At 64.2% G+C, this 23,522-nt stretch carries 23 protein-coding genes; 6 read left to right on the top strand and 17 right to left on the bottom strand.

Going from position 1 to position 23,522, the window contains the following annotated elements; genetic code table 11:
• The first annotated feature begins 35 nt into the window (after window positions 1-35).
• Window positions 36-1,289, top strand: a complete 1,254-nt coding sequence (locus NCT05_RS10555) for a hypothetical protein (protein ID WP_250458346.1) — start codon at window positions 36-38, stop codon at window positions 1,287-1,289.
• Between the two features lie 43 nt (window positions 1,290-1,332).
• On the opposite strand, the gene NCT05_RS10560 is transcribed toward NCT05_RS10555, so the two are convergent.
• Window positions 1,333-1,881 (bottom strand): FKBP-type peptidyl-prolyl cis-trans isomerase, encoded by a 549-nt coding sequence (locus NCT05_RS10560; protein ID WP_008341850.1) that lies wholly within the window; start codon window positions 1,879-1,881, stop codon window positions 1,333-1,335.
• Window positions 1,882-1,914: 33 nt separating this feature from the next.
• Between NCT05_RS10560 and NCT05_RS10565 the strand changes: the two genes are divergently transcribed.
• Both NCT05_RS10565 and NCT05_RS10570 read left to right on the top strand, forming a co-directional pair.
• Window positions 1,915-3,153, top strand: coding sequence for a cupin domain-containing protein (locus tag NCT05_RS10565; RefSeq protein WP_244807425.1), 1,239 nt, complete (start codon window positions 1,915-1,917; stop codon window positions 3,151-3,153).
• Between the two features lie 268 nt (window positions 3,154-3,421).
• Window positions 3,422-3,676 carry a hypothetical protein gene (locus tag NCT05_RS10570; RefSeq protein WP_074168913.1) on the top strand — a complete coding sequence of 85 codons (255 nt, stop codon included), beginning with the start codon at window positions 3,422-3,424 and terminating at the stop codon, window positions 3,674-3,676.
• Between the two features lie 127 nt (window positions 3,677-3,803).
• On the opposite strand, the gene NCT05_RS10575 is transcribed toward NCT05_RS10570, so the two are convergent.
• From NCT05_RS10575 to NCT05_RS10620, 10 genes are all read right to left on the bottom strand, one after another.
• A complete protein-coding gene (locus NCT05_RS10575) occupies window positions 3,804-4,577 on the bottom strand; it encodes an MBL fold metallo-hydrolase (RefSeq protein WP_008341854.1) in 774 nt (257 codons plus the stop codon).
• Between the two features lie 23 nt (window positions 4,578-4,600).
• Window positions 4,601-5,743, bottom strand: coding sequence for an NlpB/DapX family lipoprotein (bamC, locus tag NCT05_RS10580; RefSeq protein ID WP_008341855.1), 1,143 nt, complete (start codon window positions 5,741-5,743; stop codon window positions 4,601-4,603).
• A 182-nt stretch (window positions 5,744-5,925) separates the two neighbouring features.
• Window positions 5,926-6,831 (bottom strand): 4-hydroxy-tetrahydrodipicolinate synthase, encoded by a 906-nt coding sequence (gene dapA / locus NCT05_RS10585; RefSeq protein WP_008341856.1) that lies wholly within the window; start codon window positions 6,829-6,831, stop codon window positions 5,926-5,928.
• Window positions 6,832-6,894: 63 nt separating this feature from the next.
• Window positions 6,895-7,482 (bottom strand): class I SAM-dependent methyltransferase, encoded by a 588-nt coding sequence (locus NCT05_RS10590; RefSeq protein ID WP_244807428.1) that lies wholly within the window; start codon window positions 7,480-7,482, stop codon window positions 6,895-6,897.
• Window positions 7,482-8,684 (bottom strand): tryptophan--tRNA ligase, encoded by a 1,203-nt coding sequence (locus NCT05_RS10595; RefSeq protein ID WP_008341861.1) that lies wholly within the window; start codon window positions 8,682-8,684, stop codon window positions 7,482-7,484. The genes NCT05_RS10590 and NCT05_RS10595 overlap by 1 nt, the downstream gene beginning before the upstream one ends.
• A gap of 4 nt (window positions 8,685-8,688) precedes the next feature.
• Window positions 8,689-9,354 carry a site-2 protease family protein gene (locus tag NCT05_RS10600; RefSeq protein WP_008341863.1) on the bottom strand — a complete coding sequence of 222 codons (666 nt, stop codon included), beginning with the start codon at window positions 9,352-9,354 and terminating at the stop codon, window positions 8,689-8,691.
• Between the two features lie 130 nt (window positions 9,355-9,484).
• Entirely contained in the window at window positions 9,485-10,114 is a 630-nt protein-coding gene (locus tag NCT05_RS10605; protein ID WP_008341865.1) for an L-threonylcarbamoyladenylate synthase, read from the bottom strand.
• A 157-nt stretch (window positions 10,115-10,271) separates the two neighbouring features.
• Window positions 10,272-11,102, bottom strand: coding sequence for a 3',5'-nucleoside bisphosphate phosphatase (locus NCT05_RS10610; protein WP_008341867.1), 831 nt, complete (start codon window positions 11,100-11,102; stop codon window positions 10,272-10,274).
• A gap of 85 nt (window positions 11,103-11,187) precedes the next feature.
• A complete protein-coding gene (locus tag NCT05_RS10615; protein ID WP_008341868.1) occupies window positions 11,188-12,072 on the bottom strand; it encodes an alpha/beta fold hydrolase in 885 nt (294 codons plus the stop codon).
• A gap of 58 nt (window positions 12,073-12,130) precedes the next feature.
• On the bottom strand, window positions 12,131-12,970 hold the full coding sequence (locus NCT05_RS10620; RefSeq protein WP_250502234.1) for a ferritin-like domain-containing protein: 840 nt from the start codon (window positions 12,968-12,970) through the stop codon (window positions 12,131-12,133).
• 175 nt (window positions 12,971-13,145) lie between these two features.
• Here NCT05_RS10620 and NCT05_RS10625 point away from each other — a divergent pair, with 175 nt between their 5' ends.
• From NCT05_RS10625 to NCT05_RS10635, 3 genes are all read left to right on the top strand, one after another.
• Window positions 13,146-13,670, top strand: coding sequence for a gamma carbonic anhydrase family protein (locus NCT05_RS10625; RefSeq protein WP_008341871.1), 525 nt, complete (start codon window positions 13,146-13,148; stop codon window positions 13,668-13,670).
• Window positions 13,671-13,720: 50 nt separating this feature from the next.
• Window positions 13,721-14,671: an Hsp33 family molecular chaperone HslO gene (gene hslO / locus NCT05_RS10630; protein WP_008341872.1), complete on the top strand. Its 951-nt coding sequence runs from the start codon at window positions 13,721-13,723 to the stop codon at window positions 14,669-14,671.
• A 164-nt stretch (window positions 14,672-14,835) separates the two neighbouring features.
• Window positions 14,836-15,186, top strand: a complete 351-nt coding sequence (locus NCT05_RS10635) for a hypothetical protein (protein WP_008341874.1) — start codon at window positions 14,836-14,838, stop codon at window positions 15,184-15,186.
• 86 nt (window positions 15,187-15,272) lie between these two features.
• Here the strand turns inward: NCT05_RS10635 and ftsB are convergent, their stop codons facing one another.
• The 6 genes from ftsB to NCT05_RS10665 all read right to left on the bottom strand — a co-directional run bounded on the left by ftsB (window position 15,273) and on the right by NCT05_RS10665 (window position 23,500).
• Window positions 15,273-15,740: a cell division protein FtsB gene (gene ftsB, locus NCT05_RS10640; protein WP_008341875.1), complete on the bottom strand. Its 468-nt coding sequence runs from the start codon at window positions 15,738-15,740 to the stop codon at window positions 15,273-15,275.
• A 113-nt stretch (window positions 15,741-15,853) separates the two neighbouring features.
• Complete coding sequence (gene eno / locus NCT05_RS10645; protein WP_008341877.1) at window positions 15,854-17,137, bottom strand: phosphopyruvate hydratase; 1,284 nt, start codon at window positions 17,135-17,137, stop codon at window positions 15,854-15,856.
• A 329-nt stretch (window positions 17,138-17,466) separates the two neighbouring features.
• Window positions 17,467-18,321, bottom strand: a complete 855-nt coding sequence (gene kdsA, locus NCT05_RS10650) for a 3-deoxy-8-phosphooctulonate synthase (RefSeq protein WP_008341878.1) — start codon at window positions 18,319-18,321, stop codon at window positions 17,467-17,469.
• Window positions 18,318-20,006, bottom strand: a complete 1,689-nt coding sequence (gene pyrG / locus NCT05_RS10655) for a CTP synthase (RefSeq protein ID WP_008341880.1) — start codon at window positions 20,004-20,006, stop codon at window positions 18,318-18,320. The genes kdsA and pyrG overlap by 4 nt, the downstream gene beginning before the upstream one ends.
• A gap of 161 nt (window positions 20,007-20,167) precedes the next feature.
• The gene (locus NCT05_RS10660) at window positions 20,168-20,989 is read right to left on the bottom strand and encodes an alpha/beta fold hydrolase (protein WP_250502235.1); all 822 of its coding nucleotides are present in this window, start codon (window positions 20,987-20,989) and stop codon (window positions 20,168-20,170) included.
• 24 nt (window positions 20,990-21,013) lie between these two features.
• Window positions 21,014-23,500: a DNA internalization-related competence protein ComEC/Rec2 gene (locus NCT05_RS10665; protein WP_502801784.1), complete on the bottom strand. Its 2,487-nt coding sequence runs from the start codon at window positions 23,498-23,500 to the stop codon at window positions 21,014-21,016.
• Between the last annotated feature and the right edge of the window lie 22 nt (window positions 23,501-23,522).

Below are 23,522 nucleotides of genomic sequence, written 5' to 3' on the forward strand. Positions count from 1 at the left end.
GCGTTGGGCGTGCCGCGACACGTTTGACGCGCGTCATGGCGATCGGCGCCGCACTCGCGTGCGGCACGATCGCGCAGGCGCGCGCCGAGGGCAGCGCGCCGCTCGGCTTCGCGGTTCTGTCCGGCGCCATTTCCCGCCCAGCCGACGAAGCGCCCGTGCGCCGCATGCTCGACGCGATCGGGCGCGACCCCAACATCGCGTTCATCGTCTACGACGGCAATTTGAAGGACGGCGCCGAACCGTGCCGCGACAGCGTCTATCAGTCGCGGCACGATCTGCTCGACGCGTCGCGCACGCCGCTCGTGCTGCTGCTCGGCCAGCACGACTGGGCGGATTGCGGACTCGCGCATGCGGGTGCCTACGATCCGGTCGAGCGGCTCGACTTCGTGCGCCAGCTCTTTTTCGCCGATGCCGGGTCGCTCGGGCAGAACCCGCTTACGCTCTCGCGCGAAAGCGATGTCGCGCGCTTTCGGACCTTCCGGGAAATCGTGCGCTGGCAGGCGCAAGGCGTCGCGTTCATCGGGCTGAATGCACCGAGTCCGAACAATCACTATCTGACCGCGGGCGGGCGCAACGGCGAGTTCGAGGATCGCGCCGTCGCGACAACATTCTGGCTCGAACACGCGGCGGAATCGGCGCGACGTTCCGAGATGCGCGCGCTCGTCATCCTGTTGCAGGGCGATCCCGATTTTTCGCGCTACGAACGGCGCGAGCGCTTCGCGTGGCTGCGCTTCTCGCGCACGAACCAGCCGCGCGATGGCTTTCTCGAATTGAAACGCAGCCTCGTGAAAGCGGCCGAAAGTTTTCGCGGGCCCGTGATCGTGATTCACGGCACGGATGCGCCCGAGCCGAACGGCTTTCACATCGATCAACCTTTGCGCAACGACAAGGGCTTGATCGTTACGAATCTCACGCGCGTCGCGATTGCGTTCAAGAAGCCGCAATCGCAATGGCTCGAAGTGCAGAGCGATGCGCAGTGGCATCCGCCGTTTCGTCTGCGCGTGCGCGATGTGAAGGACACGCGCACGCGTGAACCGGTCGCGCCACCAGAGACGCCGGCTGCATCCTATCCGGCTCCTTACCCCGCGCCTCAGCCGACGATGCCCGCATCAGCGCCGCCCGCGTTGCCGCGTAACGACCTGCCCGAGTCGCTGCCGGCGCCGCCGTCGATGCCCCTGCCGGCATCCGACCTGCCGCCGATCCTCACGCCGCCGCAGTCGTTGCCGCCGATCTATCCCGTGCCCGCGTCGGGCGTGCAGAACGGGACCGGCGCGACGAACGGGCAATAAAAAAGCGCAGCCGTAGCTGCGCTTTCTTCATCGGCCGACGCGCTCAGTGCAGCGTCGGACCTGCGTCCTTGGGCGGTGCGTCGTCATCGTCTTCGTCGTCATCGACGACATGCAGGCCGTCCGCGCCGTGCGCGTGTTGATGTTCGATTTCGTCGTCCGTCGCCGTGCGCACTTCCTGCACCGACAGCGCGAAACGCAGCGCCATGCCGGCGAGCGGATGATTGCCGTCGAGCACCACTTTGTCTTCGGCGACGTCGGTCACGGTGTAGATGAGCGAGTCGATATCGTCATCGCCGTCTTCGGGCGTGCCTTCGAACTGCATGCCGACTTCCAGCGGCTCCGGAAAACGGCTGCGCTCTTCGACCTTCACGAGCTCGGGATCGTACTCGCCGAATGCATCCTGCGGCTCGAGTTGAATGAGCGTTTCATAGCCCGCCTCGTGACCGTCGAGCGCTTCCTCGATCTTGGGGAACGTGCCATCATAGCCGCCGTGCAGATAGACCATCGGCTCGTCGCTCTCCTCGATCAGATTGCCTTGCGCATCCGATAGCTTGTAAGCGACCGAAACGACAGTGTCTTTCGCAATTTTCATTGGATCCTCCAAGATACAAGCCTCGATTATACGATGCCCAAGCGGCCCTCATACGCAACACCGTCCCCCGTTTCCGGCCTTCCCGAGCATGCCCGCGCGCCTTTGCCCGACGAACTCACACCGCTGTTGGGCAACCGTACGCCGCGACAGTTCATGCGGCGTTACTGGCAGAAGAAACCGCTCTTGATCCGGCAGGCGATTCCCGATATCGCGGCGCCGCTCGCACGCGACGAACTGTTCCAACTTGCCGATCTCGACGACGTCGAGGCGCGGCTCATCACGCATTTTCGCAATGCGTGGAATCTGGAGCACGGACCGTTCGCGCCCGACGAATTGCCATCGGTCAAAAAGCGTGAATGGACGCTGCTCGTGCAAGGCGTGAACCTGCATCACGACCGCGCACACGCGCTGATGAACCGGTTCCGCTTCATTCCGGACGCGCGCCTCGACGATCTGATGATCTCCTATGCGACCGATGGCGGCGGCGTCGGACCGCACTTCGACTCTTACGACGTGTTCTTGCTTCAGGTCCATGGCAAGCGGCGCTGGCGAATCGGCGCGCAGCGCGACCTTTCGCTAAAACCCGGACTGCCGTTGAAAGTTTTACAGCACTTCGAGCCCGAGGAAGAGTGGGTGCTGGAGCCGGGCGACATGCTTTATCTGCCGCCGCATATCGCACACGACGGCATCGCCGAGGGCGAATGCATGACGGCATCGATAGGCTTTCGCGCGCCCTCGTCGCACGAGCTCACGGCTCAGTTCCTCTATCACCTCGCCGAGCGCGCCGGTGAAGCATCGGAGGGTGCTCGCGGCAACGCGCGGTATCGCGATCCGGCGCAGGAGCCGGTGTCGAATCCAGCGGCGCTGCCCGCGCTGCTGATCGACCGCGTTGGCGCGATACTTGCGAACGTGAACTGGAACGAAAAGGACATCGCGGAGTTTCTGGGTACTTATCTGAGCGAGCCGAAAGCGAACGTCGTGTTCGATGCACCCGACCGTGCGCTGAATGAGCAAAAATTTGTAGAACGAGCGAAAAAGACAGGCGTCAGGCTGGATAGAAAGACCATTTTGCTCTACAACGCCCGTTCTTATTTCGTAAATGGCGAAGCGGAAGTCTTGTCGTCGAAGCTGAAAAAGTGGCTCCCTGAATTGGCCGATACTCGGTCTCTGGAGGCGAAACGCTTTGTAACACTTACAGACGAATCGACAATGACAGCGCTGCTACACGAATGGTATCGTGCGGGCTGGATTCTTTTGGGCGCTTTGCCTTGACGGGCGTGCCTTTACAGGATTTCACGGAATACAGCAGATGCTAGAAATTTGCTGTTCCGCAATATGAAAATTTGTATGAGAAAGACAACGTATCGTCCCCTGATTTATCGACGGTCGTTACGAAAGTGCCTATAATTTCCGGCCAAGCCGTAGGAAGTCTCACATAAAAAAGAATTGTGAGTCTCCACAGCGGCCCAGGTCGGTGTTGGAGCACACATTACCGGTACTTTGCGCTGTTGCTTACCTTTAACCATAAAAGGACGTGATCATGAAGAAATCCCTCCTCGTAGCATCCCTGTTGGCTGCTGTTGCTCTGGCTGCATGCAACAAGTCTAGCGAAACGGCTGCTCCGAGCGCTGCAAGCGATACGTCGGCTGCTTCGGCTCCGGCTGCTGCTGCTTCGGACGCAAACGCTGCTGCATCGAGCGCTTCGGCCGCTGCAAGCGACGCAGCTTCGGCTGCTGGCGCAGCTTCGGACGCTGCCGCTTCGGCTGCCGCTCCGGCATCGGGCGCAAGCCAGTAAGGCTAGCGCTACGCCGCAGGCCGCTTCATGCGGTCTGCCAACGAAAAAACCGGCCCTTGGGCCGGTTTTTTTGTATCTGCTTTTGTATCTGCTTGCGGCGTCGGTCGGCGCGCAAGGCATCTTCGATTCAGAGCGTGAGCCAGTCGAAGCCTTCCGCCTGAGTCGCGACGACGACGTCCACCGCACTCGCGCCCAACACGGACGCAAGCGCCGCCTGCGCGAGGTGCGGCAGATTGTTTTGCTGACTCAGATGCGCGGCCACGAGATGGCGCAGCTTGGAGCGATCCAGCGACGCGAGAATGGCCGCCGCCGCTTCGTTATTCAGGTGTCCATGCGTGCCGCCAATACGCGCCTTGAGCATCGGCGGATAGCGGCTCGCGGCAAGCATCTCGACATCGTGATTGGATTCGAGCACGAGCGCGTCGCAGCCGCTCAGCACGCTCGTGATATGCGGCGTCGATACGCCGACATCCGTCAACACGCCGAGCCGGCTCGCGCCGTCGGAGAACACGTATTGCAGCGGCTCACGCGCATCGTGAGGCACGGTGTACGGCAGCACGCTCAGATCGCCGATGGCGACGCTTTCATCGCCCCATAGCACGTTCAATTCGACCTTGGCTTCATCGGCGCCGATCGCGCGCGCCGTGCCCCAGCTCATGTACAGCGGAATCGACCAGCGGCGCGCCAGCGTCAGCGCGCTGCCGATATGGTCCGTGTGCTCATGCGTGATGACGATGGCGTCGAGATCTTCGGCACGGCAGTTCAGACGCGCGAGACGGCGCTCGACCTCCTTGCCGGAGAATCCGCAATCGAGCAGCACGCGCGTCGTCGTCGTACCGCTCGATGCCTCGACGAGCAATGCATTGCCCTCGCTGCCGCTGCCGAGACTGGCGAATCTCACGATGTCTTCACTTCAGGATGTCGTTAGTTCAACTGCGCGTGCAGCAAGGAAACGATGCGCTGCGCATCGGACGACGTGTCCGGCTGGCCGTTCGCATCGACGACGCCGACTTGCGTGACCGAGTCGGCCTTCGGCCTCACGTTGACGAGGAACTGGCGCGTCGGCTTCGGCGTGTTGCTCGAGAAGAACTTGCCGAAGAGGCCATCCTTCTTCAGCTCCGCCATGGAGTCCGAAAAATGGACGTAATAGATGCCCTTGTCGCGATCGCGATTGTCGACCGTGAAGTTGGTGCGATCGAGCGCGAGGCCCACACGCAGCCAGGCGCGATCGAACGGCTCGGCGAGATCGAGCGTGGAGCCGCCCGCGCTCGGGTCGACCGCGACCTTCGCGCCGATCGGACGCGCTTGCGCCATCAACTGCTGCGACTGCTTTTCGGTCAGGCCGAACTTCTGCATCAGCTTCGTGAGCACCGCGGCTTCGAGCTGCGGATTACGCGGACGCGCCTCCCAGCGCGAAGACGTCTTGTCCTGCCCCGTCAGCACTTCTTCCATCGCGCTGTGCGTGACGGAGATGTCGGTCGAGCCATCGGATGCGCGATCGACCTGCGTGCGGAACATGTCGCGCGTACCCGACGAGTACGCGAAGTCGAGCAGCTTGCCCACGCTGTTCCTGAACCAGTCGTTCGGAATGTTCGCGCGGTTTTCGGCCCAGTCCGTCGCCATGATGCCCGTCTGCGGGGCATCGGTCTTGAGCGTGAAGCCGTTCTCTTCCCAGAACTCCTTCAGCGGTCCCCAGACCTGGTCCGGCGAACGGCCATCGACGACGAGCCAGCGGTGATCGCCATCGCTTTCGATGTGCATGCCGAACGGATCCTGCGCGTTCGGCACGCCGAGCGTCGCGTTGCCGGCCGGCGTGACCGCTCGCTCCGCGGCGCCGCCGAGCGAGTTGATCTTGGGCGGCGCGGCATAACGCTGGCTGATGTCGGCCGTGGTCAGGTCGGACGGAACGGCCAGCGAGGGTGCGGTTTCAGCAGCCTTGTAGTTGACGCGATCCGGCGCGAGCCAGTCGTTGAGCGTGTCGCAACCCGCGAGCGCGAAGACCGCACCGGCGCCGAGCGACAGCACGCCCAGGCGTTTGGCACGAGTAAGAAGAGCGGAACGTTTCATGAGGTCCTTCTTTGCTGCTGATGCGCATTGCCTCGCGCCGAACCCGCTCTAGGCGAGCGGCTCAGCGAGGCCAATGTCGAGGCCAATGAGCGGCGGTTGATGACTGAAGATGTGGTTCATTTCGATCACGTGCGGCGGCGCGGCTTTCGATTCCTTGTGACTCGGCGCGCCGCCCCATGCGATCAGGCGAGGAGCCCGGCGTCGCGCAACGCGCCACGCACCACGTCGTGATAGCGCGCGTCGAGCGGCGTGAGCGGCAGCCGGATGCCGCCTTCCATGCGGCCGAGCGCCTGCAGCGCCCACTTGGCCGGAATCGGATTCGATTCGCAGAAGAGTTGCTTGTGCAGCGACAGCAGCTTCAGATGGATGCGGCGCGCGGTGATCGCATCGCCTTCGATCGCGGCGCGGCAGAGCTGGCTCATTTCCTTCGGCGCGACGTTGGCCGTCACCGAGATGTTGCCGTGTCCGCCGAGCAGCATGAGCGCGATCGCCGTGGGATCGTCGCCGCTGAAGATGCTGAAATGCGCCGGCGCGTGCTTGATCAGATGCGCAGCGCGATCGATGTTGCCCGTCGCTTCCTTGACGCCGATGATGCCCGGCACGTCCGCGAGGCGCAGGATCGTTTCGTTGCTCATGTCGGCAACGGTGCGGCCCGGCACGTTGTAGAGCAGCACCGGCAGATCGACGGCTTCGGCGATCGCCTTGAAATGGCGATACATGCCTTCCTGCGTCGGCTTGTTGTAATACGGAACGACTTGCAGCGTGGCGTCGGCGCCGACCTTTTTGGCCTGCTTCGAGAGCTCGATGGCTTCGGCGGTCGAATTGCCGCCCGCGCCCGCGATGATCGGAAAGCGCTTGGCCGTATGCTCGACGGCCGTCTGGATCATCAGGATGTGTTCTTCGACCGACAAAGTGGCCGACTCGCCACTGGTGCCGACCACGACGAGTCCGTTCGAGCCTTGTTCGACGTGCCAGTCGATCAGTTTTCGAAACGCCGGCAGATCGAGACTACCGTCCTCGTGCATCGGTGTGACGATGGCAGGGATACTGCCGCGGATCTGGATGCCGCCGTGTGTTCCGTTTGTCATGAAACTCTATGAATTTAATCGTGAATTTAATCGCAAAAAGCGATATTACGCGATTGTAGCGGATTAGCCGCCGAGCGCGTAACGTGGCGGACCCGGGGGTATGTTACTAATCGTGAGTGGGTTTTCCGCTGACTGCGGTGCGCGAACCGCACAGATTCGCTGCACGTAGGCAGGGCGCGGGTCATCGACGAACCCGTCTTCGTAGCCGATCACGCGCAGTCGCCCTCGCACCGCTTCGAGCAGTTCGCCGGGTTCGAGCAGAAACGCCGGATTCGACGGCTTGCCGATACTGCCGTTGCCCGCCGCGAACGTTTCGTAGATCAGCACGCCGCCGGGTGCGAGCGCGTCGATGAAGTGCCCGAACAGCGGCCGATGCAGATAGTTGGTGACGACGACGGCATCGAACTTTCGATCGCCTGAAAGCGGCCACGGCGCGCCGTTTTCCAGATCGGCGGCAAGCGTTTCGATGCCTTCGAGCGCCGCCATCGACGCGAGCGCGTCCGCGTCACGATCGACCGCCAGCACGGAAAAACCACGCGCCGCGAACCAGCGCGCGTGGCGCCCGCTGCCCGCGGCGACGTCGAGGACCGCGCCGCCGGGCGCGACGAGATGCGCCCAGCGCGCGACCCACGGACTGATCGCACTGTCCATCAGTTGTAAGACAGCCCCATGGCCTCGCGCACGTCGCGCATCGTTTCGGTCGCGAACTTGCGCGCCTTGTCGCAGCCGTCCGCGACGATCGCGCGCAACAGCGACGGATCGTCCATGTACTTCTGCGCGCGTTCCAGCATCGGCTGCTGCTCGCGCAGGATGCCTTCGATCACCGGCTGCTTGCACTCCAGACAGCCGATGCCCGCGCTGCGGCAGCCCTTCTGCACCCATTCGTGCGTGTTTTCGTCGGTGTAGACCTGATGCAGTTGCCACACCGGACACTTGTCGGGATCGCCCGGATCGGTGCGGCGCACGCGCGCCGGGTCGGTCGGCATCTTGCGGACTTTCTGCTCGATGGTCGCCGCGTCCTCACGCAAGCCGATGGTGTTACCGTACGACTTCGACATCTTCTGGCCGTCGAGGCCCGGCATGCGCGACGCTTCGGTCAGGAGAACCTGCGGCTCGACCAGAATGATCTTGCGCGCGCCTTCGAGATAGCCGAACAGACGCTCGCGATCGCTCATCGACAGGCTTTGCGATTCCTGCAGCATCGCGCGTGCTTGTTCGAGCGCTTCGTCGTCGCCTTCCTGCTGATACGCGACGCGCAGCTCGTGATACAGCTTCGAGCGCTTGCCGCCGAGTTTCTTGGCCGCTTCGAGCGCCTTCTCCTCGAAATCCGGCTCCTTGCCATAGAGATAGTTGAAGCGGCGCGCGATCTCGCGCGTCATTTCCACGTGCGGCACCTGATCCTCGCCCACCGGCACGAGCGACGCGCGATACAGCAGGATGTCCGCCGCCATCAGCACCGGATAGCCGAGGAAGCCGTACGTCGACAGATCCTTTTCGCGCAGCTTTTCGATCTGCTCCTTGTAGGTCGGCACGCGTTCGAGCCAGCCGAGCGGCGTGCCCATGCCGAGCAGCAGCGAAAGTTCGGCGTGCTCGGGCACGCGGCTCTGGATGAAGAGCGTCGCCTGTGCCGGGTCGATGCCGGACGCCAGCCAGTCGATGAGCACTTCCCAGACGTTTTTCTCGATGACCTCGGGCGTCTCGTAGTGCGTCGTGAGCGCGTGCCAGTCGACCACTGCGAAGAAGCACGGATATTCGGACTGCAGCCGCACCCAGTTTTTCAGCACGCCGTGATAGTGGCCGAGGTGCAGCGACCCGGTGGGCCGCATGCCGGAGAAGATACGGTCAGGGAACATGATGTTATGGGAATAGTGAAGCGAGGGGATTCAAGATAGCCGACACCGCCGTATAGCCGACGTTCACGAGCGGCCCGAGCCAGAAGCGCGTCAGCACGCCGGTCACGACGAGCGCCATCACGATGAAGAAGCCGTACGGCTCGAGCTTCGAAAACGCGATGGACGCGCGCACCGGCAGAAGCGCCATGACGACACGGCCGCCGTCGAGCGGCGGCAACGGAAAGAGATTGAGCACGCCGAGCACGAGATTCACGCTGATGCCCGCCTGAGCCATGCCCGTGAAGAACGGCTCGTCGATGTGAAAGGCCCGCAGCAGCACGAAGATCACGCCCCAGACGATCGCTTGGGCGAAGTTGCTGCCCGGCCCGGCCGCCGCGACCCACAGGCTGCCCCAGCGCGGATTGCGCAGGTTGCCGAACGCCACGGGCACGGGCTTCGCATAGCCGAACATGAACGCACCGCTCGTCACGAAGTAAAGGACGATCGGAATGACGATCGTGCCGATCGGGTCGATGTGGCGCATCGGGTTCATCGAAACGCGGCCGAGAACGTAGGCCGTGTTGTCGCCGAGCAGTCGCGCGGCGTAGCCATGCGCGGCCTCGTGCAGCGTGATCGCGAAAATCACGGGGAGCGCGTAGACCGCGATGGTCTGTATCAGGGAAGCATCCATAGGGCGGTATTGTAACAAGCAGGCAGGTTGGATCAGACACGCACGGCGGCGCCGGGCGCGCACTATTTCGCCCATGGTGTGAGCAAACGCTTAATCGGGTCGTATGCCCGTGTGCGCTACTGCGCGGCGCTTACGCCGTGAGCCCGAACGGTTCGAGACTGCCTCTCCCCGCGCGCACGAGCACTGGCTCCCCCGAAGAAAGATCGATCACCGTGGACGGCTCCGCCGGACACGCGCCGGCATCGATCACGAGTTCGATCTGTTTTTCGAGGCGTTCGCGGATTTCCTCGGCGTCGTTGAGCGGCTCGGTGTCGGGCGGCAGGATCAGCGTCGATGCAAGCAGCGGTTCGCCGAGCGCCTCCAGCAACGCGAGCGTGATCGCGTGATCGGGCACGCGCAGCCCGATCGTCTTGCGCGACGGATGCGAAAGCCGCCGCGGCACTTCCTTGGTCGCCTGCAGCACGAAAACGTAAGGCCCAGGCGTCACCGACTTGATCAGCCGATACTGCTGGTTGTCGACCATGGCGAAATTGGACAGCTCGGAGAGGTCGCGCACGAGCAGGGAGAGCAACTGCTTGTCGTCGATGCCGCGCACGCGTCGCAATCGCTCGACCGCGTCCTTGTCGTCGAGATGGCAGCCGAGCGCGTAGCTCGAATCGGTCGGCAACGCGACGAGACCGCCGTCCTTGATGATCTGCACGGCCTGATTGATGAGCCGCGGCTGCGGATTATCCGGATGAATGCGAAAGAATTGAGACATGGCGACGCCTTATTGTTTCGATCGTTATCGCGATGGGCCGAGCGGCGCGCGACTTCTTGTCTCGCGCGCGAGCGCGCCCTGCGCGATGCGCGTGCGGAAAATCACAGGTGATGCAAAGACCGTGCGCGCGAGCAGAAAGACGCGCGCCGCGGGAACGCTAAAGCCAGCGCTCCCAGACAGGCGTGAGATCGTCGGGCAACGGCGGAAGCAGGCCGAGATCGACGCGCCCTTCGCCCGCGCCGTGGAAGTCCGAGCCGCGCGATGCCTCGAACCCATAGCGGCGCGCGACATCGGCGTATTCGCGGTACTGGTCGGGCGTATGGCTGCCCGTCACGACTTCGATGGCCCGGCCGCCGAGCTCGATGAATTCATCGAAGAGCGCGGCGAATTCGACCGGCGTGAAATCGTAGCGGCCCGGATGCGCGATGATCGGCTCGCCGCCCGCATCCTTGATCCATTTCACGGCGTCCGCGAGCTTCGCCCAGCAATGCCCGACGAAACCCGGCTTGCCGTCGCCGAGATAGCGCGCGAACACATCCGACGTGGACTGCGCATACCCCGCCTCCACCAGATACCGCGCGAAGTGCGTGCGCGAGATCATGTCGGGATCGTCGGTGAAGCGCAGCGCGCCTTCGTAGCAATCCGGAATGCCGACCGCCGCGAGCGCCTCGCCGATCGCCACGCCGCGCGCCGCGCGCCCGTTGCGCGTCGATTCGAGCCCCTTGCGCAGCGCATCGTTATGCGGATCGACGTTCATGCCGACGATATGCACCGTGCGCGAAGCCCACGTCACCGAAATCTCGACGCCGGGCAGATAGCGCATGCCGAGCGCCTCGGCGGCCTTCTTCGCTTCGTCCTGCCCGCCGAGCTGATCGTGATCCGTCAGCGACCATAGCGTGACGCCGTTCGCGTGCGCGCGCGCGGCGACATCGGCGGGCGCAAACTGTCCGTCGGACACGGTGGAATGGCAATGCAGATCGGCGTTCATCGTCGTTTATCGGGCTTCACTCACATTCTAACTGTATCGGCGCGACAAGCCGATTATGTAGTTCCTTCGTTCCGTGCTGCGCCGCTCACGCGCAGAACGATTCGACGAGCGCCGCGACGCGCTCCGGCTGATCGTGATGGATCATGTGACCGGCCTCGTCGACGATTTCCTCGCGCCAGTCGGGAAACGCCTGAAAGCGCGTCTTGAATTCGGCGATGGGCGTCTCGCCCGCGAAAGCCGCGAGCGTCGGCGAATCCTTCGCCTCGACGTGCAGCACGGGCGCCGCCACGCGCGCCCACGCCGCGCTCACCTCGTCGAGCCGATACAGCGTCGGTCCGCGCAATTTGTGCGCCGGATCGGCAAGCAGATGGAAGCGCCCATCCGCTTCCTCGCGGGACCAGTGTTGCGCGAGATAGCGCGCACGCGCGAGCGGCAGACGCGGATTCGTGCGGATCAGCCGGTCGGCGACTTCGTCGAGGCTCGCGTAGCTGCGCAGCGCGGGCGGCGCGCGCAGATCGTCGAGCCATTGGGAAATGCGCCCCGGCGATTGCGACGCGCGCGCCGCCGGCAATCCGAAGCCTTCGAGATCGACCACGCGGCGCACGCGCGCGGGCCGCACGCCCGCGTACAGCAGCGCGACGTTCGCGCCCATGCTGTGGCCGACGATGTTCACCTGACCGCCCGGCGCGTAATGGTCGAACAGCACGTCGAGATCGGAGAGATAGTCGGGAAAGTAGTAATGGCCGCCGCCCTTCTGCGCGACCGGCCAGTCGGAGAGCCCGAAGCCGCGCGCATCGGGCGCGAGCACTTGCCAGTCGCCCGCGAGTGCATCGACGACGAACTGGAACGACGCGCCGATATCCATCCAGCCGTGCAGCATGAAGAGCATCGGGGCGTCGGGCGAGCCCCAGCGGCGTACGTGCAGGCGCACGCCGCGCGCGTCGACGAATTCGGAGCGCGAATCTTTCATGGTGTCGTCTCGAAGTAAAAAAGGATGATCGTTCGATTATAGCGACGAAGAACCTGCCCTACTTCGCATCGTCGAGGCCGGCGAGCGCGCGCAGTTCGGCTTCGTCGAAACCGGCGTCGCGGCGCGCTTCGAAATTGAACGGGCCGCGCAGCTTCGGCGCGTGATATTGCGCGGCGAGGCGTCCGTAAGTCGTGTGCGGGTCCAGATTTCGCGCGTCGCACAGAAACCGGAACCAGCGATTGCCGATCAACACATGGCCGATTTCATCGCGCAGGATGACGTCGAGGATCGCCGCGGACGCGTGATCGCCCGCCTGCGCGAGACGCTTTCTGATCGGCGGCGACGCGTCGAGCCCGCGCGCCTCCAGTGTCCGCGGCACGAGCGCCATGCGCGCCAGCACATCGCCGCGCGTGCGTTGCGCCATGTCCCACAGCCCATCGTGCGCCGGGAAGTCGCCGTAAGCGTGGCCGAAATCGGCGAGGCGCGCGCTCAGCAGCGAAAAGTGATGCGCCTCCTCCGCCGCCACCTTCAACCAGTCGAGATAAAAATCCTGCGGCATCGACGGAAATCGCCAGACGGCATCGAGCGCGAGATTGATCGCGTTGAATTCGATGTGCGCGAGCGCGTGCAACAGCACGGCGCGCCCCGCATCCGACTGCATGCTGCGACGCTTCAGCGACGATGGCTCCACGAGCGCCGGACGCTCGGGCCGGCCAGGCAGATCGCGGGGTTCCGCCAACTCGGCTCGTGGATCGATCCGCGACGGCTGGGCGCGCGCCGCATCGAAAAGTGCGCGGGCGCGCGCGGCTTTCGTCGCGGGATCGCGCTCGCACAGGACCGCGAGCGCTGCGCGGCGGGCGCAGTCACCGGCTTCCGGGGAAATGACAAGGTCGTGCATCGGACTGTCTCGAAAACGGGCGTCGAACACTGCGTTCCAGCGGACGCTTAGGGCAAACAGCTAAAATGGTAATCCCGGCGGACGCCTCAAAACGCGCAACAATGCGCGTGCGCCGCCTCACCGGCAGGCGCGCATTGTAGTCCCACCTTCACGACATCACGCCTCAGGAGACAATGTGGCCATCTACAAACTCGGCGACGACGCCCCGACCATCCACGAAAGCGTGTTTCTCGCGGACACCGCGACCATCATCGGCCGGGTGACGCTCGAGGAAAACGCGAGTGTCTGGCCCGGCGCGGCGCTGCGCGGCGACAACGAGCCGATCGTCGTCGGACGCGGCAGCAACGTGCAGGAAGGCGCGGTACTCCACGCCGATCCGGGTTTTCCTCTGACGATCGAGAGCGATGTCACCGTCGGCCATCAGGCAATGCTGCACGGCTGCACGATCAAGGAAGGCTCGCTGATCGGAATCCAGGCGGTGGTCTTGAATGGCGCGGTGATCGGCCGCAACTGTCTGGTTGGCGCGGGCGCCGTCGTCACCGAAGGCAAGGTGTTTCCGGACAATACGCTGATTCTCGGCGCGCCCGCAAAGGCAGTGCGGGAAATCGGCGAGGCGGATATCGCCCGCATGCGTGCGGCCACGGCGAGTTATGCCGACCGTCGCGAATATTACAAGGCGCACCTCGTGCGTATCGGCTGAACGGACGCCGCACGAGACGGCGCAGCAGCCTCAACACCCAAGGAAGAGTTGTGAACGACCAGTTGCAGAAATTCATGTTCAACGCGGCGCCGGTGCGCGGCGAGATCGTCTCGTTGCGTCATACGTGGCAGGAAGTGCTCGCGCGCCGCTCGTATCCCGTGGCCGTGCGCAACGTGCTCGGAGAAATGATGGCCGCATGCGCGCTGCTGTCCGCGAACCTCAAGTTCGACGGCACGCTCATCATGCAGATCTACGGCGACGGTCCCGTGAAGATGCTGGTCGTGCAGTGCAATTCGAACCTGTCGCTGCGCGCCACGGCGAAGCTGGCCGATGGCGGCGAGAGCGAGCTCGACAGCGAAATGTCGCTGCCGGACCTGCTGAACCGTCACGGGCGCGGCCGCTGCGTCATCACGCTCGATCCCTCCGACAAAAAGCCGGGGCAGCAACCGTATCAGGGCATCGTGCCGCTGTCGGACGAGCATGGCGCGCTCAAGTCGATGGCCGAAGTGCTCGAGCACTACATGCATCACTCCGAGCAGCTCGACACACGCTTGTGGCTCGCCGCCGATACCGACCGCGCCGTCGGCCTGCTGCTGCAGAAGCTGCCGGGCGATGGCGGCATCGTTCCGCATCCGGGCGAGCACGACGCCGATACGTGGCAGCGCGTCTGCCATCTCGGCAGCACGCTTTCGAACGAGGAATTGCTGAAGGAAGAGCCGGATACCGTGTTCAAGCGCCTTTTCTGGCAAGAAAACGTCCAGCACTTCGAGCCGGCAGCCGCGCGCTTCCAGTGCACATGTTCGCGCGAGAAGGTCGGCGGCATGCTGAAGATGCTCGGCCGCGAGGAAGTCGACAGCGTGATCGTGGAGCGCGGCAATGTCGAAGTGCATTGCGAGTTCTGCAACCAGCGCTATGACTTCGACTCCGTCGACGTTGCGCAACTTTTTGTCGCAAACGAACTCTCACAAGGTGTGAGCCCGGCGTCGGACCGGCGCCACTGAAACGCCGCGCAAGCCTTGTCCAGTCGAGGTTTCGCCACGCGCGCCGGTGGCGCTCGAAGCACGGCGCGCCGCTTGCGGCCTGCTTTCGGCCCGGCTCTCACGACAGATTCCGCAAGCTATGATGGGACTCCTGCACAGATGTCCGGCCCGCTGGAGGTCGCAAAATGAAAACCGCAACGCTCAACTGGAAATTGCTGCCGTGTCTGGCCGGGGTCGCGCTCGTCGCCGGCTGCATGATGGATCCGCCCGGCCCGTCGCCGATCTATAGCCGCTTGCCCGACACATCGCCTGCGCCGCAACAGACGCTCACGCCGCAGCAGGAGATGGACCGCTACAACGCCATCGACAAGCAGGCGCTCAACGAATCGCAGCAGGCAGCCGCGGCTGGCAACGCCGCGAAGACGATGTCGCAGTTCTACGCGCCCGCGCCGGTGTCGGTCTACGGCGGCTATTCGAGCGGCGGCTGGGGCGGCCCGTACTGGGGCACCGGCATCGGATTCGGCACTTCGTGGTAGGCGAGGCGGCCATCCGCCTTTGTCTGCCAAATACAAAAATGGCGCGGTCGTGACCGCGCCATTTTTTATCTCAACCAGCCGGCGTCTTACTGCGCCGCGCCCTGCTGCTTTTTCTTCGCTTCGGCCGCTTTTTCCTTCTGCGCCTTCTTGTCCAGCTCGCGCAACTCCTGCTTCGAGCGCGACACGGGATTCGGCACCACGCGCAGCGGCGCCGCTGAAACCTGACCGCGCGTCGAGCCGTTCATGCCCGGCACGTTCGCGGAATTGACGGGCGCGTTCGAATTCGGCGAGACGAACTGCACGAACACCTCGCTGTCCTTCACCATGCCCATCTCGTAGCGCGCGCGCTCTTCCACGGCGGCGGTGCCGTTTTGCAAGTCCTGCACTTCGCCCTGGACGCGCTCGTTGCGCAGTCTCAGATTCGTGTTCTTGTCCGTCTGCTGCGCGAGCTGCTGCTGCAATTCATGCACGCGCAGCCAGCCGCCATGTCCCCACCAGAGCGGGTATTGGATCAGCACCAGCAAAAGAACCAGAACGACAGTTACGAGCCGCATTCACGTAGCCGAAATAAGCGCCGCCCGGCGGCAAGCTGCCCCGGGCGACGGGCTTCAAAAGATGACGCTTCAAAGACCACTAAGCGTCCTTATCGACTAAAGCGGCAAAAGCTTTAGCGCAAGTTGTAAAACGCCGACTTGCCCGGGTAGCTGGCGATATCGCCGAGATCTTCCTCGATGCGCAGCAACTGGTTGTACTTCGAGATGCGATCGCTGCGCGACAGCGAGCCGGTCTTGATCTGGCCGGCGTTCAGGCCGACCGCGATGTCCGCGATGGTCGAATCTTCCGTCTCGCCCGAGCGGTGCGAGATGACCGCCGTGTAGCCCGCGCGCTTGGCCATTTCGATCGCCGCGAAGGTTTCCGTCAGCGTGCCGATCTGGTTGATCTTGATGAGGATCGAGTTCGCGATGCCCTTCTCGATGCCTTCCTTCAGAATGCGCGTGTTCGTGACGAAGAGATCGTCGCCGACGAGCTGGATCTTCTTGCCGAGCTTGTCGGTCAGCGTCTTCCAGCCTTCCCAGTCCGACTCGTGCATGCCGTCTTCGATCGACACGATCGGGAACTTGTCGGCGAGCGTGGCGAGGTAATCCGCGAATTCGGTCGACGACAGTTGCAGGCCTTCGCCAGCCAGTTGGTACTTGCCGTCGTGATAGAACTCGCTCGCCGCGCAGTCGAGCGCGAGCAGCACATCTTCACCGGCGCGATAACCGGCCTTCTCGATGGCTTGCAGAATCGTCGACAGGCACTCGTCGTTGCTGCCGAAGTTCGGCGCGAAGCCGCCTTCGTCGCCCACCGCGGTGCTCATGCCGCGCTCGGCCAGGATCTTCTTCAGCGCGTGGAACACTTCCGCGCCGCAACGCAGCGCTTCGCGGAACGTCGGCTGGCTCACCGGGACGATCATGAATTCCTGGATGTCCAGGCTGTTGTTCGCGTGCGCGCCGCCGTTGACGATGTTCATCATCGGCACCGGAAGCTGCATCGCGCCCGAGCCGCCGAAGTAGCGGTACAGCGGCAGGCCGGCTTCTTCGGCGGCAGCCTTCGCGACCGCCATCGACACCGCGAGCATCGCGTTCGCGCCGAGACGGGACTTGTTGTCGGTGCCGTCGAGTTCGAGCAGGGTCTTGTCGAGGAAAGCCTGTTCCGAGGCGTCGAGGCCCATGATGGCTTCGGAAATCTCGGTGTTGATGTGTTCGACGGCCTTAAGCACGCCCTTGCCGCCGTAGCGGCCCGCTTCGCCGTCGCGCAATTCGATGGCCTCGCGCGAGCCGGTGGATGCGCCCGAAGGCACCGCCGCGCGGCCCATCGTGCCCGACTCGAGCAACACGTCGCATTCGACGGTCGGATTGCCTCGCGAATCGAGAATCTCGCGGCCGATGATATCTACGATAGCACTCATGGTTTCCTCAAGAAATGACGATGAATTCTGTCAGTCACAACGAAGCGCGCCGCCTGTTTTTACACTTCGATACACGCTTCACTGGCTTCGCTCAGACCCATTCGATGACCGCCGGGTTCAGCTCCGGCGCAAAGAGCGGTCGTTTCGGGACCGGATCGAATCCGGTCCGCATCGCTTTCGTGGGGAGCGGGCGTCTCATCCGCCGGTTGCGGATGCCGCCCCGATGCGTTGCACGCTCCTCCGTTGCCCGGATGACGCCGGACGGCCTGATCTCGCAACACGGGCGCCCATGATGACGCCCGCGCCGTACTACTTTTTGCTGCCGACGCTCAGTTGAAGTCGTTCTCGAGGAACGAACCGCTTTTCACCGCGCGATCGATCGTGATGAGCGTCGAAAGCAGCGCTTCCATGTGATGCAGCGGCACCGCGTTCGGGCCGTCGGACTTCGCGCAGGCCGGGTCCGGATGCGTCTCCATGAAGAGGCCCGCCACGCCCGTCGCGACCGCCGCACGCGCCAGCACCGGCACGAATTCGCGCTGACCGCCCGAGCTCGTGCCCTGCCCGCCCGGCAACTGCACCGAATGGGTGGCATCGAAGACGACCGGCGCGTTGGTTTCGCGCATGATCGCGAGCGAGCGCATGTCGGACACGAGGTTGTTATAGCCGAACGACACGCCGCGCTCGCACGCCATGAAGCGGTCTTCCGACAGACCCGCTTCACGCGCGGCGTCGCGCGCCTTGTCGATCACGTTCTTCATGTCGTGCGGCGCGAGAAACTGGCCCTTCTTGATGTTGACCGGTTTGCCCGAGCGCGCGCACGCGTGGATGAAGTCGGTCTGACGGCAGAGGAACGCGGGCGTTTGCAGCACGTCCACGACCGATGCGACCGCTTCGATTTCTTCCTCGGTGTGCACGTCCGTGAGAACGGGCACGCCGAGCTGCTTCTTCACTTCGCCGAGAATGCGCAGGCCTTCGTCCATGCCCGGACCGCGATACGACTTGCCCGAACTGCGGTTCGCCTTGTCGAACGACGACTTGTAGATGAACGGAATGCCGAGCTTCTGCGTGATTTCCTTCAGCCGGCCGGCGACGTCGATGGTCATTTGCTCCGACTCGACGACGCACGTGCCCGCGATCAGGAAGAACGGCTTGTCGAGGCCCGCTTCGAAATGACACAGCTTCATGCTTGCGCTCCCGCGGTGGCTTTCGCCGGCGCCTTCACGCCATTGCCTTCGGCGTGCGCGCGCGCTGCATCGACGAATGCCTTGAAGAGCGGATGCCCGTCGCGCGGCGTCGACGTGAATTCGGGGTGGAACTGCACGCCGACGAACCACGGGTGCAGCGACTGCGGCAACTCCATCATCTCGGGCAGATCCTCGCTCGGCGTACGGGCGCTGATGATAAGCCCGCCGGCTTCGAGCTGGGGCACGAAACGGTTATTGACTTCATAACGGTGACGATGACGCTCGTTCACATCGCTGCCGTAGATGCGCTCGGCCATCGTTCCCGGCTTGATCGGGCACTTCTGCGAGCCGAGGCGCATGGTGCCGCCGAGATCCGACTCTTCGTTGCGCTTTTCGATGCGGCCCGCGCGGTCGTACCACTCCGTGATGAGCGCGACGACCGGGTTGCCCGTGTCCTGATCGAACTCGGTGGAATTCGCATCGGCGAGACCGGCGACATCGCGCGCGAACTCGATCACCGCGAGCTGCATGCCGAGGCAGATGCCGAGATACGGCGTCTTCGATTCGCGTGCGTAGCGGATCGCCTTGATCTTGCCTTCCGTGCCGCGACGGCCGAAACCGCCCGGCACCAGCACGGCGTCGAGGTGCTTCAGTGCGTCGGTGCCTTCGGCGTCGATCTGCTCGGAATCGATGTACTCGATGTTGACCTTCGTCGACGTATGGATGGCCGCGTGACGCAACGCTTCGATCAGCGACTTGTACGATTCGGTGAGTTCGACGTACTTGCCGACCATGCCGATGGTCACTTCGTGCTTCGGATTTTCGAGCTTCTCGACGAGGTTCGACCACATCGCCAGATCGGCGGGCGGCGGCGCGAGCTTCAGCTCTTCACAGATGATGTCGTCGAGGTGCTGGTCGTTGAGCATCTGCGGAATCTTGTAGATGCTGTCCGCGTCCCAAACGGAAATGACCGCGTCTTCGGGCACGTTCGAGAACATGGAAATCTTGGCGCGCTCGTCGTCGGGAATGCGGCGGTCGGCGCGGCACAGGAGCACGTTCGGATAGATACCGATTTCGCGCAGCTTCTGCACGCTGTGCTGCGTGGGCTTCGTCTTGAGTTCACCCGCCGTCGCGATGAACGGCACGAGCGTGAGGTGCACGAAGCACGCGCTGTTGCGGCCCATGCGCAGGCTCATCTGACGCGCGGCTTCGAGGAACGGCAGCGATTCGATGTCGCCCACCGTGCCGCCGATTTCCACGATCGCCACGTCCGGCTGGCCGCACGTCGCCGCAGCGGCGCCGCGCTCCACGAATGCCTGGATTTCGTTGGTGATATGCGGAATGACCTGCACCGTCTTGCCGAGATACTCGCCGCGGCGTTCCTTGCGGATCACCGATTCGTAGATCTGGCCGGTGGTGAAGTTATTGGCCTTGCGCATCTTCGTGCTGATGAAGCGCTCGTAATGGCCGAGGTCGAGGTCGGTCTCCGCTCCGTCTTCCGTCACGAACACTTCCCCGTGCTGGAACGGGCTCATCGTGCCGGGGTCGACGTTGATGTAGGGATCGAGCTTGAGGAGAGTGACTTTGAGACCGCGCGATTCGAGGATCGCGGCGAGAGAGGCGGCGGCAATACCCTTGCCAAGGGACGAAACTACGCCGCCGGTGACGAATACATATTTGGTCATCGCTAGATGCTCGCGGGAAAAACGGATTATACCGTAAAGGCCGGTTCCCACGAAGCGCGCCCGGCGCGGATATTGGCTACAAATCCGCGCATTTCGGCGTCATTTTTGCGGAACGTGACGCGGGCCGTTCGTCAAGTCCCGCGCGCGTGCTCGCGCCCTTTTCAGCGCGCCGTCTGCATGGCCGTGAGCAGCCGCTGCACGGCGCGCGCGGTGTCGATCGGGCGCTCCATCGGAAAGAGATGGCTGCCTTCCATCCATTCGATGTGCTCGCCCGCGATGCGCCGCGTCATCCCGAGCCCGACCTGGCGCACTTCGCGCGAATGCGTCCCCGCGATGAAACCGACGGGCACCGGCGCGCCGTGCGCGAGCCGCGCGCCGAGCGTGTGCGGCAGCGTGCGATAGATCAGATATTCCACATGGCGATCGAATGCGAGCGAGCGTGCGCCGTTCGCATGGGTCTGCGGAATGCCGAAATCGATATAGTCCGACAGCATGCGTTCGTCCCAGCGCGCGAACGCCGGTTTCGACAGGAAATGCCGCCACGCCTCGTCGCGGCTCGCCCACTGCGTGCGGCGCTTGCGCGTCGCGGCGGCGGGCGACAGGCGCTCGTCCAGCCCGGTCCATTGCGTGACGCGCAGGAGTCCGCTCTTCCAGCCCGCGATCACCGGCGAATCGAGCATCACCACGCCTTTCACCCATTCCGGGCGCTTCAGCGCCGCCATCAGCGACAGATAGCCGCCGAGCGAATGCCCGACGAGCCACACCTTCGGATGATCGCCGTCGGCTTCGCGCCGATAGCGGCTCATGTCGTCGATGAGCTGATCGACGAGATACGGCCAGTCGCGCGTCACGGGAAAGCGCGCGTCATGACCGATGCGCTCGATACTGCGAACTTCGTATTCGTCGGAAAGCTCCGCGAACATCGTGCGACACGTCGATGCGGGAAAACCGTTCGCGTGCGAGAAATGGATGATGTCTTTCAAGCGTGTCTCTTGTTTTTTTAGCGTTTAGCGCGCCATCCAGTAGCGCGCGTGGCTTTGCCGGTAGCGCTCGAACGTAATCTGCGAACCGATTTCGATACGCGCCGCGCCGTCTTCGTCGCTGCGCGAAAGCACGATGTCGCGCATCCGGTAGCGCGCGAAAACGGTCGGATGCGGATGATGAAAACGGTTGCGATAGCCTACCTGAAATATCGCGGCCAACGGCCCGACAGAATCGAGGAAAGGCTCGGTGGACGAAGTGCGGCTGCCGTGATGCGGCACGATGAGCACATCGGCGCGCAGGTCTGACGCGTCGCGCGCGATCAGCATGCGTTCGACGTCCGCTTCGATATCGGCGGCGAAGAGCGCCGAGCGTCCCGCCGCGTTCGTCACCTTGAGCACGCACGACTGCCGATTCGGCTTGCCCGAAAGCGGTCCCGGCTCGGGCCACAGCATTCGGAATTCGACGCCGTCCCACGTCCAGCGCTGCCCCGCCGCGCAACGCAGCGTCTGCGCGCCGCGTGCGCGCGCATCGGACCACGACGCGTCCTGCGCGGGCAGCGACGCGAGCAGTTGCCGCACGGCGATCGATTGCAGCACCGCCGGCGCGCCGCCCGCGTGATCCGAATCGGAATGGCTGATGACGAGCGCATCGAGCGCGCGCACGCCCGCAGCCTGCAGATACGGCACCACGATCCGCTCGCCCGCATGCGTCGATTCGGGACCGGGACCGGCGTCGAAGAGCAACGTGTGCCGCGCCGTTTCGACGACGAGCGCCGAGCCCTGGCCGATATCGAGCGCGGTGACGCGAAACGCGCCGACCGGCGCGGGATGCATCGCGGGCGCGAGCAGCGGCAGCCACGTCAGCGGCGCGGCGAAGCGCAACGGCCAGCCGCGCGGCGCGAGCGCCCATGCGACGCCGACGCACGATGCCGCGAGCGCGAACGCATCCGGCCGGGGCAAAAGCCAGAGCGACGCGGGCGCGGCATTCGCGAGACGCGCGAGCATGTCGCAGAGCACGGACAACGCGGCATGGGCGACGTGAAGCATCGGCGCATCGAGCGGTGCGGGAAGCATGAGACCGGCGAGCGTCGCGGGCGTCACGAGCGCGCTGATCCACGGAATCGCGAACGCATTCGCGAGCGGACCGAGCAGCGGAATCTGCGAGAACCAGTAGACGGTGAGCGGCGCGAGCGCGATCGTCACCGCGTACTGCACACGCGCGCTCGACGCGATATACCGCCGCGCGCGCGCGGCGAACCGCGCGACGATCGCGAGCGGCCTGCGCTTCGCGACATGTTGCGGACGATGACCGACTTCGCTCGGATCGACGCGATCCCATTGATCGACGTCGTCCCGTTCTTCCGTTTGCGCCCGCGACGCGCGACGTCCCGCCGACGCGATCGCATGCAGAATCGCCGCCACCGCGCAGAACGACAGCCAGAATCCCGGCGCTGTCACCGCCCACGGATCCGCGATCAGCACGAACGCGAGCGCCCAAAGCAGCACGAGCGACGACAACGGCCGTCGTCCGAAGAAAAACGCGAGCGCAACGACCAGCAGCATCCACAGCGTGCGTTGCGCGGGCACGTTGAAACCGGCGAGCGCGGCATAGCACGCAGCGAACACGGTCGCGCCGATGGCCGCCGCTTTCGGCGTGGCCGCGATCAACGGCGCGCTCAGGCCGCGCAAGCGCACGCGCTTCCACACGAATCCGACGATCAACGCCGCCAGCCCCGCGACGAAGCCGATATGCAAGCCCGATATCGCAACGAGATGACTCGTGCCGGTCGCGCGCATGACGGTCCAGTCGGCATCGCTGACGGCGTCCTGCGCGCCCACCGCGAGCGCGACGATGATCCCGCGATGCGGCGCATCGCCGAGCACGGTCTCGATGCGTTCGCGTGCGCGCGCACGCAGCCGGTCGATCGTCAGCCGCGGACCCGACGCATCGGCGTGCAAACGGCGCGGCTCGCGTGCTGCCGATACATAACCCGTCGCGCGAATGCCGCGTTCGAGCAGCGTTGCTTCGGCATCGCGCAGACCGAAGTTGGCGTTGGCATGCGGACGCTTCAAACGCGCCATCAAGCTCCATCGCTCGCCGGCGTGCAGGTTCGGAACATGATCGCCCGACATCCAAAGCAAGCGCACGACGCGCGGAAAGTCATGCAATTTCGCGCCGTTGGCCTCGACTTCGAAGAGAAAGCGCGTACCGTCGGCGCGTCGCTCGGGCATGCCGCGCACGAAACCCGTCAGTTCGATGTCGCGCTGCTCGTAGCGTGCTGGCAATTGTTCGCGCAGCCGCACATCCGCGCGTATCGCCGCATACGCGAAACCCAGCGCGCAAGCAGCCAGCGCGAAGCTCGCGATGCGCGCACGCGGCTCGATCGCGCCCGACGCAATCGCGATGACGAACGCCGTGCAGCACGCGCACCACGCGATGACATCCGGCAAGCGAGCCTGCTGCTGCAACCACCAGACACCCAATGCAAATCCCAGCAGAATCGCCCGCACGTCTTCCCTCTTCATTCCTCGT

Origin of the sequence: Caballeronia sp. AZ7_KS35, from assembly GCF_023631045.1 — a bacterium.
GTDB classification, from domain to species: domain Bacteria; phylum Pseudomonadota; class Gammaproteobacteria; order Burkholderiales; family Burkholderiaceae; genus Caballeronia; species Caballeronia zhejiangensis.

Excerpts from the sequence above, each read along its gene's own strand:
- NCT05_RS10600 (WP_008341863.1), bottom strand. The coding sequence starts at position 9,354 with ATGGATGCTTCCCTGATACAGACCATCGCGGTCTACGCGCTCCCCGTG.
- NCT05_RS10570 (WP_074168913.1), top strand. The coding sequence starts at position 3,422 with ATGAAGAAATCCCTCCTCGTAGCATCCCTGTTGGCTGCTGTTGCTCTG.
- NCT05_RS10565 (WP_244807425.1), top strand. The coding sequence starts at position 1,915 with ATGCCCAAGCGGCCCTCATACGCAACACCGTCCCCCGTTTCCGGCCTT.
- NCT05_RS10620 (WP_250502234.1), bottom strand. The coding sequence starts at position 12,970 with ATGCACGACCTTGTCATTTCCCCGGAAGCCGGTGACTGCGCCCGCCGC.
- NCT05_RS10615 (WP_008341868.1), bottom strand. The coding sequence starts at position 12,072 with ATGAAAGATTCGCGCTCCGAATTCGTCGACGCGCGCGGCGTGCGCCTG.
- NCT05_RS10555 (WP_250458346.1), top strand. The coding sequence starts at position 36 with ATGGCGATCGGCGCCGCACTCGCGTGCGGCACGATCGCGCAGGCGCGC.
- NCT05_RS10590 (WP_244807428.1), bottom strand. The coding sequence starts at position 7,482 with ATGGACAGTGCGATCAGTCCGTGGGTCGCGCGCTGGGCGCATCTCGTC.
- NCT05_RS10605 (WP_008341865.1), bottom strand. The coding sequence starts at position 10,114 with ATGTCTCAATTCTTTCGCATTCATCCGGATAATCCGCAGCCGCGGCTC.
- ftsB (WP_008341875.1), bottom strand. The coding sequence starts at position 15,740 with ATGCGGCTCGTAACTGTCGTTCTGGTTCTTTTGCTGGTGCTGATCCAA.
- NCT05_RS10635 (WP_008341874.1), top strand. The coding sequence starts at position 14,836 with ATGAAAACCGCAACGCTCAACTGGAAATTGCTGCCGTGTCTGGCCGGG.
- NCT05_RS10595 (WP_008341861.1), bottom strand. The coding sequence starts at position 8,684 with ATGTTCCCTGACCGTATCTTCTCCGGCATGCGGCCCACCGGGTCGCTG.
- NCT05_RS10610 (WP_008341867.1), bottom strand. The coding sequence starts at position 11,102 with ATGAACGCCGATCTGCATTGCCATTCCACCGTGTCCGACGGACAGTTT.
- dapA (WP_008341856.1), bottom strand. The coding sequence starts at position 6,831 with ATGACAAACGGAACACACGGCGGCATCCAGATCCGCGGCAGTATCCCT.
- NCT05_RS10560 (WP_008341850.1), bottom strand. The coding sequence starts at position 1,881 with ATGAAAATTGCGAAAGACACTGTCGTTTCGGTCGCTTACAAGCTATCG.
- eno (WP_008341877.1), bottom strand. The coding sequence starts at position 17,137 with ATGAGTGCTATCGTAGATATCATCGGCCGCGAGATTCTCGATTCGCGA.
- bamC (WP_008341855.1), bottom strand. The coding sequence starts at position 5,743 with ATGAAACGTTCCGCTCTTCTTACTCGTGCCAAACGCCTGGGCGTGCTG.
- pyrG (WP_008341880.1), bottom strand. The coding sequence starts at position 20,006 with ATGACCAAATATGTATTCGTCACCGGCGGCGTAGTTTCGTCCCTTGGC.
- kdsA (WP_008341878.1), bottom strand. The coding sequence starts at position 18,321 with ATGAAGCTGTGTCATTTCGAAGCGGGCCTCGACAAGCCGTTCTTCCTG.